This is a genomic window from Pseudomonas sp. FA-1 (assembly GCF_056856075.1).
This window is the reverse complement of record NZ_JBWXTH010000003.1, coordinates 47,453-60,102: the sequence shown is the minus strand read 5'-3', so window position 1 is coordinate 60,102 and position 12,650 is coordinate 47,453. Positions and strand designations below refer to the sequence as shown.

Below are 12,650 nucleotides of genomic sequence, written 5' to 3'. Positions count from 1 at the left end.
GTGGGTGAGGTAGCTGTAAAGGAACGCAAAGTGAGCTTGCCCTGGGTCCGGTAGACCTCGCGGTGCAGGTCATCGCGCTCCATGTCGCTGATGATTTGGCCGTCCAGGTTCAGTTGGTGCAGGTGCCCGCTGCCGTAGTACAGGTGGTTGACCTTGCGGCCATCTGGCAGGGTCAATGTGGTCAGGTTGCTGAGCGGGTCATATTCATAACTGAGCGTGCCAGCGGGCGTGATTTCTTTCGTCAGCCGGCCCAGCAGATCGTAGACGTACTCCAGCTTCTCTTCCGTGACCCCAAGCCGCTTGCCGATCCCGGTCGGTTGCCGCTCGATGCTCAGTAACCGGTCGCCGTCGTCGTACGCGAAGGTCTGGCTCGCATCGCGGTTGATCTTGGCGACCAACCGGCCAATGGTGTCACGCTCGAACAGCGTGTGCCGTTCCGGGCGTTCGGCGTTTTCGCCGTAGCCAATTTCATCCAGTCGGGTGAGATGACTTCCGACGTTGTAGCTGAAACGCCGGAAAACAAGCCAAACCATTAGCGACAAACTAACAGCACGGCAAGATCAAACCTTAAATCAAATGTAGGTTTTTTGCCACCTTCCACCACTCTGCAGCTCTCGACTGGCAATCATGAATACACCGTCAGTCAAAGAAAGAGTCAAGCGAAACAAAGAGGCCAAACCCTTGGTTTTCTTGATGACAACTGACACTCCCTTTTCACCAACCCCAACAACCTCAATCTGATCACTTTCCTCGTCATATTCAGGATGTCTACCGCAAACCAAATTCTCTACTCGATCATAGTTCCTCCCCCCCTTCAGTACGTATTTATTGAAGATATTCAAAAGCTCACTACGCATAACTTCCTCGACATCCGACCCATGCAAATCATCATCAAAATTCTCGACACTTTTCTTATAACATTCCGTCTCCCAGTCATGCATATCACTCATAAAGCCTTTCAACACCATCACACACTCATCACTCAAATTAGTTTCTGAATACTTTGCCATCGACGATTTCCCCATTCCTGAATACATTGTAAATAACTTTAGTTGGCCTTGTACCACCAGCACCGTACTTAAACAGAAGCTCGACATCAACAGGCCCATTATCAAAAACATCTTTTGCAATTTGCTTTTCAAAATCTCTAAACAAACCACGATTCACTTTTGAAAGCTGTGGAAACACCCCATGCTTCCCTCCAGAGCCACCTAGGAGCTTTCCGATTATATGGCCAGCATCATCGTCCTGATTCCCCACCATACGAGCCCAAGCCCTCGATGACTGGTTAGTGGCCGAGCCTGTTTTCAGATCGCTTTTAGTTATTGTAGCAGTTGCTCTTAAGGGTTGACCTGCCGCCCCTCTTGTAACATTCGTGGTGACACACCAACCAAGTGGGTCAAGCCAACCAGTTGAGCTAGGCGCATAATTGTAAATATTGAACCCACCCAGTAGTCCTATAGGATCCTGAGTGGTAAAACGCCCGATCTCGGGATCGTAGTAACGGAAGGTATTGTAGTGCAGTCCCGTCTCGTCATCGAAGTATTGCCCCTGAAAGCGCAGATTTTGTTCGACCTCATCAACAGTCAGTTGCTCTATCGAACCCCACGAGCGATACGTCGCCTGCCAAACGATCCCACCTTCGCTATCCGTCAGCTCCAGCGGCGTTCCGATCTGGTCAGTATGGAAGTAATAGACCTTCTGCCCTTCCCCTTCGACCTGATCGACGCGTGCCAGCGGCGCGTAACTCCCTGGCTCATAGAAATACAGAATGCTCTGTCCCGGCGTCTCCTCACGCAGCATCCGCAGCCCTTGCCACAGGAAGCGCTTCTGCTCGACTTCGCCATTGATTTCCGACTGCTTCGCAACCCGCCGTCCCAAGCTGTCATAACGGTAGTGCCCGGTGCTTTCCAGCTTGCCATTGACCGTTGTTTCTGCCCGCACCAATCGATTTTCGCAGTCATAGACAAAGTGCTGCAGCTTGCTATGCCCCGAGCGCTTCTCGATCAGGTTGCCCCACGGATCGTAGCGGTACTCCTGGTCCCGCCACTGCTTGATCCGGTTGTCCTTGACCTTGTCGAACTGGCGCGCGTTGAAATCGAGTCGGTTGGCCGCCGCGTCGTAACGAAACTCTTCACTGCCAATCAGTGAGCCGGTATCGCGGCTGCGCAATTGCCCGTTGGCTTCGTATTCGTATTTGACCTCGCCGCGCAGCTTGTCGAGGGTGCGCACCAGCTCACCGGCCGGGTCGTACTGGTAACGTCGATGGATCGGGTTGTAGGCATGCTCCACCAGCAGCGAGGTATTGATGCCGGTGTTGTGCACTTGCGAGAGCTTGTCGGCTGGCAAGGTCGAGGCAAACTGCCAGGCCTTGCGCCCCATGGCGTCATAACCGAAGCAACTGGTGAGCTTGCCCTGGGTCCGGTAGACCTCACGGTGCAGGTCATCACGCTCCATGTCGGTGATCACCTGGCCGTCCAGGTTCAGCTGGTGCAGGTGACCGCTGCCGTAGTACAGGTGGTTGACCTTGCGGCCATCTGGCAGGGTCAATGTGGTCAGGTTGCTGAGCGGGTCATATTCATAACTGAGCGTGCCAGCGGGCGTGATTTCTTTCGTCAGCCGGCCCAGCAGATCGTAGACGTACTCCAGCTTCTCTTCCGTGACCCCAAGCTGCTTGCCGATCCCGGTCGGTTGCCGCTCGATGCTCAGTAACCGGTCGCCGTCGTCGTACGCGAAGGTCTGGCTCGTATCGCGGTTGATCTTGGCGACCAACCGGCCAATGCTGTCACGCTCGAACAGCGTGTGCCGTTCCGGGCGTTCGGCATTTTCGCCGTAGCCCATCTCATCCAGTCGGGTGAGATGGCCACCCGTGTTGTAGGTGAAGCGCCGCGTCAGGTTGTCCACCCGTACTTCTTCGACCAAGCGGTCCGATGCATCGTAGGCAAAGCTATAGGTCGCGTTGTTCTCGTTGACCAACGCGGTCAGGCGAATGGCTTTGTCGTACTCGTACCGCACCCGCTGCCCTTTGGCATCCTGGCGGCCGCTGGGAAGGCCTCTTGAAGTGCGCTGCAAGCGGGTGGTCTGGCCCTTGCCGTCGGTGTGGGCGATTACCTGGCCGAGGGGGTTGTAGGTGAAGGTTTCCGAGGTGCCGTCCGGGTGGGTGATCTTCAGTACCTCACCGTCCGGCTTGCGCTCCAGCGTGGTGGTCTGGTTCAGCGCATCGGTGACGGCGACCAGGTGTTGACGCTCGTCGTAGCGGTAATAGGTGCTTTTGCCCGAGCAGTCCTCGAAGCGTTCGACCTGGGCGTAGGCGTTCCACCACAGGTACTTGGACTTGAAGTTCGCATCGATGATGGTGTGCGGCAGGCCATCTTCGCCGTTGAGGTATTCGGTTTTGTTGCCTAGCGGGTCGATCTCGGCGACCAGGTTGCCCTTGTCGTCATAGCGGGACTTCCACAGGCTGCCATCCGGGAAACGGGTTTCAGTCACCAGTGGCGTCGCAAGGTGGTGCTTGTAGCTGATTTTGCGGCCCAGTGGGTCGGTTTCCTCGACCAGGCGGCCAAAGTCGTCGTATTTGAGCGCCAACTGGTTACCGTCGGGCAAGATGAGGCCGACGATGTTGCCGAACGCGTCGAAATCGATCTTGTAGCGTTCGCCACCAAAATCCCGGCTGGCGATGACGCGGTTGTCCTCGTTGTACTGGATCTCCAGTTCGCGGCCCAACACGTCGGTCGCGCAACTGGTACGTTGGCCGAAGTCGTAGCGGAAATGATAATGCTCGCCGTCGCTGGTCCAGTGCTCGACCACGCGCGGTTTACCGTCCTGGGTTTGCCAACGGTATTCGCACATCAGGCCAAGCGCATTGCTGTGGCGTACCATCAGGCCGTCGGCGTAGTGGAAATGCCGGACGGAATCACCGTTGCGGTTGATGACCTCGATCAGTTGGCCGTTATCGTCATAGCGATAGCGCACCAGGGTTTCCACAGCGCTGTCGCCCACCACGCGTTTGACGTCGGTAAGGCGCCCCAATGGATGGTCGTAGTGCAAGTGGACACGCACAGCGCCTGGTGCTGTGATATCCGTCAGGCTGCCATTTGCGCTGTAGGTAAAATGCAAATAATGGCCCAGCGCATTCTCCAAACGCTGCAAAGGCACCCTGCTATTGTCGTTCGGCACTTCGCCAAAGTAGAAAAAAACATTGTCCAGCGTTTGCAGAATGTAGTGCCCACCTGCGGTACGCACGAGGTGGATGTGTTCATGGGGGTTGTAGATGCTTTCGCCGGGCTCCAGATCAATGAACGGAACGCTGCGGCCTTGGTTGTCGGTGAGGTAGACAAAGCCACCCTTGCGGCGCAGATTCTGCTCCCAGGGCAAGATCCAACCCCGCCCCAGCGCGCGCTCTACGGCAAGATCGCTAGCGTAGAAACGAGACCATTCGATAGGCATCAACCCCGGCAACACGAAGTCTGTTTCGTCGCCCAGCAGTTTACGGCCATTGGTCATGTCTACCGGGTTTCCGATAAAGCCACCAATCGCTCGCTCCACGGCGGGGCCAATGATGTAGCGCCCGGCAAGGTAGCTTGCCGCAATCGTAGCCCCTACTCGTAAGGCACAAGGGCCGGCGGCCTTGAGACCCGCCTGTAGGCCCAGACGGCCGACCGACCAGACCGAGCGCCCCATGGACGCCACGACCATCAATATGTCAACGGTCACCCGTAGCCATTCGGGCACCTCCTCGTCCACCGGCAAATAGCGCGTGGTGCCGCCACCGATGTATACGTTGTTCGACCCGTCTGAAATTTTGGCGCCGCAGGTCAGCTTGTCGCCCTTGCGCGCAGCAGCCACACCGTTGATGAACACATTCGAGGAGCCCTCCGCCACCCGCACGGTCGCAGGGTGCTTCTCGCACTTTGCAGTACTCGATGTGGCGAGGGCCGCGTTCCGCTGGTTGATGAACACATTCGTCGAGCATCCGGCCCGTTCTATCTGTCCAGCCGGTGAACTGAACGTAGAGCCATATCGCTCGCCCATCATCGGAATCAAACTGGCACCGAGACCGACGGCTGCTGCCAACAGAAAACCACCAAAACCGGCGGTACAAATGGTGAAGCTCGCCGCTGTAGCGATCACCAAGCCAATCACCGCCCCTGCAAGAAATCCGGCCAAAGCACCGGTATGCTCAATTTCATCACCCCAACGCGCAGCTTCGAACATGGTTCAACCCTGCGGTGTGGTTGCTGTGGCGCTGCTCTGGCGAGGCTCGAAGCTGTTCAACAGTGCAAGCCAACTGTCGTTCTGCTCCCCGTTGAAGTCGGCCTGGCTGGTCGTCGAGAAAACCAGGATGCGCCCTGGGGCAACCTCGAACGCGGCCTGGCGTTGATAGACGGGGCGGCCATCGTTGAGGTAATAACCTTCTATCTGGACGCCCATCAGAGGCTGGCTGGACGATAACTGTGCGGGCTTGCGGGCGAGTACGGTGTAGCCACGCAGCTTGGACGCGATCAGTTTTACCTGGCGGTCGATATAGGCATCGAGGTTCTCGGCAGGCAGAACGTTGTCTCGCGAAATCGTGATGTTCAACGGTGCGGGGATATTGCTGCCCAAGATGAACATGTTCACCGTCCGATCCTGGAAGCCTTCCGGCAACGCGATGCTGCCTTCCTGAAGCTGATAGTCCATGGGTTTCAAATTCCATTTGAAAGAAAAAATTACTGAGCAGTCATCCCAGCCAGCATGGCATCGAACTCAATCAGCCAATCGGCCAGGGGCGCCTGGGCTGGGTCGATCTGGGTAGACACCTCGAGCCAGTGGCGGATGTCGCTCTCGTGGGCGATGATCGTGCACACCGTACGCCCGTGCCGGCGCGCTTGGCCAAGCTGGAACTCATAGTCGAGTGCTACTGCCGGGTGCCCTGCCAACAACGATTCGGCCTGGCGTACCAAGGTCAGTTCGGTATGGCAGTCGCGCAGTTTCTTCACATACGCGTCGATGGCCGTGGGCAGTTCCAGGTCATCTGGTGCGCCTCTCAGGCACGCCCTGAACATGACCTCGCAGCCGGCGAACTCCAACGTGGTTTCGAGAGTTCGAAAGCTAAAGGCTGCAGGTACCCGCATATCGAGCCCAGCGATACGTAACGCATTGCTCTGCGCATTCAAGGGCAATGCCTGGACAGGAGCGGGCATCGCGCTCAGGGCTTGGGCGGCCTCACGCTCCTGCTCGGCCTGTCGCCGGGCGAGCGCTTCGGCAGCCTCACGCTTTTGGGAAATCCTGTCGTAGATGCTCCTGGTGGCCATCGCTACGCCCTATTCGTTGATATCGACACGGTCACCGCCGTGGCGATTGCTTCGATCGGTTCGGGGTTGGCCAGGTTGTGAAACTTGAACAGGCGACGGTTCTGCGGCGACAGCAGCGCTGCGGCCAGGTCCATGGTCATGCGAGATCTCCTTGAAAGTACGGCCAGCACGCCTATGCGATGCTCAGCTGCTTCGATCCAGCGGGCACATCCCAGCCCGCACTCTGCCTAGCGGAAGCGGCCAGCACGATGGGTTCACGCGCCGATAGGCCACGCGCGGCAGAGAGGCCAAAAGAGAACACCGGTAAAAGCTGCACTGTCAACGTGCTGCGGCCCGTCAACCATTGGCGAGGTAGAGTGGCCAGGTGATGCCAATTTGGCACCACCCATGCATTTCTTCCCCTTCCAAATAGCACCGGCTTTCGCTGAATGCCCTACCGCAGAGGGGTTTGCAGGTACGCGTCAGCGCACAGTAGAAGTGGTTACCGACCTGCTCATGCCAGCGCCTACCGCGCCCGACACACACGCGAAGAAAAGTGTTTCATAACGTGGACTGGCGTTCCAAAACGCCAATGGCGGATACCTGGCGCTACGGCTCAGCCTTCACCCTGCTCCCTCTCCCGCCGTGTTGAGTTACCATAGCCGCCCCTCTGAGAAGCTCATCATTCAAGCGAAGCACAAGCTTGCTTGACCCCACTCGACAGGTCATCCATGCGTCTGTTTCACACCTCCGACTGGCACCTGGGCCAAAGCCTGCACGGCCAGGAACGCGACTTCGAACATGCCTGCTTCCTCGACTGGCTGCTTGGCCAGCTGCGTCTGCGCCAGCCCGATGCCCTGTTGATCGCCGGCGATATCTTCGACACGGTCAACCCGCCGGTCAAAGCCCAGGAGCGGCTCTACGACTTCATCGTCCAGGCCCATGAGCAACAGCCCAAGCTCGACATCGTGATGATCGCCGGCAACCACGACTCCGGCTCGCGCATCGAGCTGCCCGCGGCCTTGATGCGGCGCCTGCGCACCCACGCGCTGGGGCGGGTGCACTGGCTCGACGAAGGCCTGCTGGATGCCGAGCGACTGCTGATCCCGCTGACCAATGCACGCGGCAAGGTCTGCGCCTGGTGTCTGGCCCTGCCCTTCCTGCGCCCGGCGGAAGTCACCGGGCCGCAGCTGGGCGACGACTACCTGCAAGGCATCACCCAGGTACACCAGCAACTGATCGAAGCCGCCCAGGCCAAGCGCAAGAAGGACCAGGCCCTGGTCGCCATCAGCCATGCACACATGGCCGGCGGCGCAGTGTCCGAGGACTCCGAGCGCAGCCTGGTCATCGGCAACGCCGAAGCCCTGCCGGCGCGCCTGTTCGACAAGGCCATCAGCTATGTCGCCCTGGGCCACCTGCACAAGCCGCAGCGGGTCAATCGCGAGGAACGCATCCGCTACAGCGGCTCGCCGATCCCGCTGTCGTTCGCCGAAATCAACTACCCGCACCAGGTGCTGGAAGTGGAGCTCGACGGCGCCGAGCTGGTCAGCGTCGAGGCCCGCCTGGTACCCCGTGCGGTGGCCCTGCAACGTATCGGCCCGGCACCGCTGGGCGAGCTGCTGCAGCAATTGGCCGACCTGCCGGTGGTCGACCTGCTGGAAGACCCCAACCGCCAGCCCTGGCTGGAGGTGCGGGTGCGCCTGGACGAGCCGCAGCCGGACCTGCGCCAGCAGATCGAAGGCGCCCTGGAGGGCAAGGCCGTGCGCCTGGTGCGCATCAGTGCCGAGTACGCTGGGCGCGGCAGCCAGGACGAGGATGAACGGGCGTTCGTCGAGCTGTCGCAGATGACCCCGCAGGACCTGTTCAGCCGCGCCTGGGAGCACGCCTATGGCAACCCCGTCGACGAACAGGCCCTGGCCGACTTCGCCCTGCTCCTGCAGGACGTACAGCAGGAGGAGGTACAGCCATGAAAATCCTTGCCATTCGCCTGAAGAACCTGGCCTCGCTGGCCGGCCCGATCGACATCGACTTCACCGCCGAGCCCCTGGCCAGCGCTGGCCTGTTCGCCATCACCGGGCCCACCGGCGCTGGCAAGAGCACCTTGCTCGATGCCCTGTGCCTGGCGCTGTTCGGCACCGTGCCACGGCTCAACGACATCGGCCGGGAAGCCAAGGTGCCCGACGCCGATGGCGAGATCGCCACCTACGACCCGCGCAACCTGCTGCGCCGCGGCACCGGCAGCGCGTACGCCGAGGTGGATTTCGTGGGCATCGATGGGCACCGCTACCGCGCCCGCTGGGAAGCCAACCGCGCCCGTGAAAAAGCCAACGGCAAGTTGCAGCTCAGTCGCCAGAGCCTGTACGACCTGGACGCCGAGCAATTGCTGGGCAGCGGCAAGAACGAATACAAGCAGCTGGTCGAGGCGCGCCTGGGCCTGAACTTCGAGCAGTTCACCCGCGCGGTGATGTTGGCCCAGAGCGAGTTCGGCGCCTTCCTCAAGGCCGACGACAAGGACCGCAGCGAACTGCTGGAAAAACTCACCAACACGGCGATCTACACCCGCCTGGGCCAACGCGCCTTCAGCAAAGCCCGCGAGGCCGGCGAAGCGCACAACGACCTGAAGAAACAGGCCGAGCACCTGGTGCCGATGGCCGCCGAAGCCCGCGCCGAGCTCGACCAGCAGCTGGCGCAGGCCCAACAGCAGTTCAAGGCCGGCCAGGCGCGCCAGCGCCAACTGGAACAGCAGCGGGCCTGGTTCGACGAACACAGCAAGCTGCAGGCCCAGCACGCCGAGGCCCAGGCCGCCTTGCTAGCGGCCGAGCAAGGCTGGGAACAACTCGCCGAGCAGCGCCTGGACCTGCAACGTCTGGAACGCCTGGCCCCCCAACGCCACCAGTTCCACCGCCAGCAGGTATTGACCGCACAACTGGCGCCCCTGGCCGCAGAACTCGCCGACCAGCAGCGCCAGCAGACCGACCTGCAGGTCCGCACCAGCGAACTGGAGCAAGCGCTGGAGGCGGCCCGCCAGGCCCTGGCCCATCACCAGGCCCAGCACAGCGAAAACGCCCCTCTCCTGCGCCAGGCCTTTGCCGCCCAGGACAGCCTGGCACGCCTCGACCAGGCGCTGGCCAGCCAACGCAGCGCCGCCCAGCAGGCTGACCAGGACGTCGCCGACGGCCAGCAGCAGGTGCAGCAGCTCGAGGAACACCAGCAACGCAGCCAGCAGCTCCTGGCGCAGATTGACATGGCGCTGGCCGACAGCGAGCACCTGGCGGGCCTGGCCAGCGCCTGGCAGGCCTACCTGCCGCAACTCAAGCAGGTGATGCAGATCGGGGCGCGCCTGGCCAAGGGCCGTGAAGAGCTGCCCGGCCTGCAGGCCCAGGCCAGCCAGGCCAACGCCCAGCTGCAAAGCCAACGTGACGCCTTCGAGCTGCTGTTCCGCGAAGCCGGGGCCGAACCCCACGCCCTGGCCGAGCAGATCGACCTGCTCGGCGCCATGCTCCAGGACAACCGCAAGCAGCAACGCACGGTCGAGGAGCTGTCGCGCCTGCAGGCCCGCGAACTGGAACTGCGCCAGCGCGTCGCGACCTTGCGCGAGCGCCAGCAGCAGGCCATGCAGCAGCGCCAGCGACTCATCGGCGAAGGCACCGCGGCCAAGGCCGAACTGGAAACCGCCGAGCAGGCACTGGCCCTGACCCGCCAATTGCTGGAACGCCAGCGCCTGGCACGCACCAGCAGCGTGGAAGAACTGCGCGGGCAATTGCGCGATGGCGAACCCTGCCCGGTCTGCGGAAGTGCCGAGCACCCGTTCCACCAGCCAGACGCCCTGCTGCAGAGCCTCGGCCGCCATGACCAGGCCGAAGAGGACGCTGCCCGTGCGCAGGTCGAGCGCCTCAACACCCGCCTGGTGGAGCTGCGGACCGAGCTGGGCGTGGTCAATGCCCAGCTCAAGGACTTCCAGCAACAGCAGGTGCAACTGGGCGAGCAGTTGCAACCCCTTGCCGAACAGCTCCAGGCGCATACCCTGTGGCCGACCCTCGCCCCGCAGGACGACAATGCCCGCCGCACCTGGCTCGACGGCCAGCTGCGTCGCCTGGGCGAAGAGATCGATCGCGACGAAAAACGCCAGGCGGCCCTGCTGGCCCTGCAGAAGGACGCCGCCCGTCTCACCCAGCAGCTGCAGGCGGCAAGCGAGGCCCAGCAACAGGCCCAGCGTCACCTCGAGCAGCAGCACCAGGCCCTGTCCACCGACGAGCAGCAACTGCAACAGGGCTTGAACGACCTGGCCAACGTGCTGCCCCAGGATATCCTCCAGGCCCTGCGCGACGACCCGGCCACGGCCTTCCTCGGCCTCGACCAGCAGATCGCCCAGCGTCGCCAGCAGCTCGAGCAACGCCAGGACGAACAGCAGGAGCAGCAGGCCCGCCAGGTGCAGCTGGACAAGCTGCGCGACCAGCAACAGGCCCGCCAGGCTGCCCAACAGCAGCTCCGGGACACGCTCGCCACGCTGGATGAACAGCGCCAGCAGGCCCTGGCGACCTTAAGTGAACTGCTCGGCGAACAGGCCAGTGCCGAAGCCTGGCAACAGCACATGGACACCCAGCTGGAACAGGCCCGGGTGGTCGAGGCCGAAACGGCCCAACGCCTCCAGGCGCTGCACACCCAGGGCGTGCAACTGGCCAGCGAACTCAAGGCCAACAACCAGCGGCAACAGGCGTTGGAGCAGGAATGCCAGCAGCTGCAGGGTCAGATCAACCAATGGCGCAGCGAGCACCCGGAGCTGGACGACACCGGCCTGGAACGCCTGCTGGCCATCGACGATGCCCAGCTCGGCGAACTGCGCCTGCGCCTGCAAACCGCGGAGAAGGCCATCGAGCAGAGCCGCGTGCTGCTGCAGGAACGCGAACAACGCCTGCAGCAACATGCCGAGCAGGGCCAGGGCGATCTGGCTGCCGAAGCCCTGCATCAGGCCCTGGCCGAAATCGGTCAGCAGTTGGCCCTGCAGGAACAGCAGTGCGCCGAGCTGCGCGCCCGGCAGGCCGACGATCAACGCCGCCAGCAGGCCCACCAGGCCCTGGCCGAACAGATCGAACAGGCCTACCAGCAATGGCAACGCTGGGCACGCCTGAACGCCCTGATCGGCTCAGCCTCGGGGGACGTGTTCCGCAAGATCGCCCAGGGCTACAACCTCGACCTGCTGCTGCACCACGCCAACAGCCAACTGCGCCAGTTGGCCAAGCGCTACCGCCTCAAGCGCGGCGGCAGTGCCCTGGGCCTGCTGGTGCTGGACACCGAAATGGGCGACGAGCTGCGCTCGGTGCATTCGCTCTCCGGTGGCGAGACCTTCCTGGTGTCGCTGGCCCTGGCCCTGGGCCTGGCCTCCATGGCCTCGAGCACCTTGCGCATCGAGTCGCTGTTCATCGACGAGGGCTTCGGCAGCCTGGACCCCGAATCGCTGCAGCTGGCCATGGATGCCCTCGACGGGCTGCAGGCCCAGGGACGCAAGGTGGCGGTGATTTCCCATGTGCAGGAAATGCACGAGCGAATCCCAGTGCAGATCCAGGTGCGTCGCCAGGGCAATGGCTTGAGTGACGTGGAGGTGTGCGGGTGATTCTCTACTCGTTCCGTCGCTGCCCTTGGGCCATGCGCGCACGCCTGGCATTACGCTATGCAGGCTGCCCGGTGGAGGTCCGCGAGGTGGCAATGAAGAACAAGCCGGCCGAGCTGCTGGCCTTGTCGCCCAAAGGCACGGTGCCGGTGCTCGATACCGGTGCCGGGGTGCTGGAGGAAAGCCTGGACATCATGCGCTGGGCGCTGGCCCAGAACGACCCACAGGACTGGCGCCTGCAGGCCGACCCGGGCGGCGCGCAACAGGCCGAGGCCTTGATCGCGCGTAACGACCGGGACTTCAAAGTACACGTGAACCTGTACAAGTACGCCGAGCGTTACCCCGACCACTCGCGGGCGTTCTATCGTCAGCAGGCCGAACCGTGGCTGGTCGAGCTCGAAGGGTTGCTCGAAGGCCGGCCCTACCTCTTGGCCGACCATCCGAGCTTGGTCGACGCCGCCCTGCTCCCGCTGATGCGCCAGTTTGCCGGGGTGGAACCTGACTGGTTCGCCGAAGCGCCCTACCCCCGGTTGCGCAACTGGTTGCAAGGGTGGCTCGAATCGGCGTTGTTCAAGGCCATCATGGCGCGCTGAACAGCCCTATAGGTATACCCCCTGGCGTTTCGAGCATTTCAGATCGCCAGGATCGGCGAAGAGAACAGCAACAGCACCACCGCCGCGATACGCCACATCATGCTTCACCTCTCGTGAGTCAAAAATACAGCGTCAAATTCAAACACATGGCGTTGTGCTATTACCAGCCTTTTCAAT

The 12,650-nt window shown here is 61.8% G+C and carries 7 protein-coding genes and 2 pseudogenes; 3 read left to right on the top strand and 6 right to left on the bottom strand.

Translation table 11 applies throughout. The annotated features are described in order from the left end of the window. Nucleotides 1–29: 29 nt before the first annotated feature. From AC1MHZ_RS07205 to AC1MHZ_RS07180, 6 genes and pseudogenes are all read right to left on the bottom strand, one after another. A pseudogene (locus tag AC1MHZ_RS07205) lies at nt 30–515 on the bottom strand (HNH/ENDO VII family nuclease); the annotation flags it as partial. A 57-nt stretch (nt 516–572) separates the two neighbouring features. Next, nucleotides 573–1,010, bottom strand: a complete 438-nt coding sequence (locus tag AC1MHZ_RS07200) for an NTF2 fold immunity protein (RefSeq protein WP_172402955.1) — start codon at nt 1,008–1,010, stop codon at nt 573–575. Next, on the bottom strand, nt 988–5,214 hold the full coding sequence (locus AC1MHZ_RS07195; RefSeq protein ID WP_482966170.1) for an RHS repeat-associated core domain-containing protein: 4,227 nt from the start codon (nt 5,212–5,214) through the stop codon (nt 988–990). Before AC1MHZ_RS07195 ends, AC1MHZ_RS07200 begins: the two co-directional genes overlap by 23 nt. A gap of 3 nt (nt 5,215–5,217) precedes the next feature. Then, the gene (locus tag AC1MHZ_RS07190) at nt 5,218–5,679 is read right to left on the bottom strand and encodes a DcrB-related protein (RefSeq protein ID WP_084855085.1); all 462 of its coding nucleotides are present in this window, start codon (nt 5,677–5,679) and stop codon (nt 5,218–5,220) included. 29 nt (nt 5,680–5,708) lie between these two features. Further along, nucleotides 5,709–6,293, bottom strand: a complete 585-nt coding sequence (locus AC1MHZ_RS07185; RefSeq protein WP_084855084.1) for a hypothetical protein — start codon at nt 6,291–6,293, stop codon at nt 5,709–5,711. Nucleotides 6,294–6,352: 59 nt separating this feature from the next. Next, a pseudogene (locus tag AC1MHZ_RS07180) lies at nt 6,353–6,433 on the bottom strand (Rhs element Vgr protein); the annotation flags it as partial. 570 nt (nt 6,434–7,003) lie between these two features. On the opposite strand from AC1MHZ_RS07180, the gene AC1MHZ_RS07175 reads away from it, so the two are divergent. The 3 genes from AC1MHZ_RS07175 to AC1MHZ_RS07165 are packed head-to-tail and all read left to right on the top strand — an operon-like array spanning nt 7,004 to nt 12,473. Continuing rightward, a complete protein-coding gene (locus tag AC1MHZ_RS07175) occupies nt 7,004–8,242 on the top strand; it encodes an exonuclease SbcCD subunit D C-terminal domain-containing protein (RefSeq protein ID WP_084855083.1) in 1,239 nt (412 codons plus the stop codon). Beyond that, a complete protein-coding gene (locus AC1MHZ_RS07170) occupies nt 8,239–11,883 on the top strand; it encodes an AAA family ATPase (RefSeq protein ID WP_084855082.1) in 3,645 nt (1,214 codons plus the stop codon). The genes AC1MHZ_RS07175 and AC1MHZ_RS07170 overlap by 4 nt, the downstream gene beginning before the upstream one ends. Beyond that, nucleotides 11,880–12,473 (top strand): glutathione S-transferase, encoded by a 594-nt coding sequence (locus AC1MHZ_RS07165; protein ID WP_084855081.1) that lies wholly within the window; start codon nt 11,880–11,882, stop codon nt 12,471–12,473. Before AC1MHZ_RS07170 ends, AC1MHZ_RS07165 begins: the two co-directional genes overlap by 4 nt. Nucleotides 12,474–12,650: the final 177 nt, after the last annotated feature.

Excerpts from the sequence above, each read along its gene's own strand:
- AC1MHZ_RS07190 (WP_084855085.1), bottom strand. The coding sequence starts at position 5,679 with ATGGACTATCAGCTTCAGGAAGGCAGCATCGCGTTGCCGGAAGGCTTC.
- AC1MHZ_RS07175 (WP_084855083.1), top strand. The coding sequence starts at position 7,004 with ATGCGTCTGTTTCACACCTCCGACTGGCACCTGGGCCAAAGCCTGCAC.
- AC1MHZ_RS07170 (WP_084855082.1), top strand. The coding sequence starts at position 8,239 with ATGAAAATCCTTGCCATTCGCCTGAAGAACCTGGCCTCGCTGGCCGGC.
- AC1MHZ_RS07195 (WP_482966170.1), bottom strand. The coding sequence starts at position 5,214 with ATGTTCGAAGCTGCGCGTTGGGGTGATGAAATTGAGCATACCGGTGCT.
- AC1MHZ_RS07200 (WP_172402955.1), bottom strand. The coding sequence starts at position 1,010 with ATGGCAAAGTATTCAGAAACTAATTTGAGTGATGAGTGTGTGATGGTG.
- AC1MHZ_RS07185 (WP_084855084.1), bottom strand. The coding sequence starts at position 6,293 with ATGGCCACCAGGAGCATCTACGACAGGATTTCCCAAAAGCGTGAGGCT.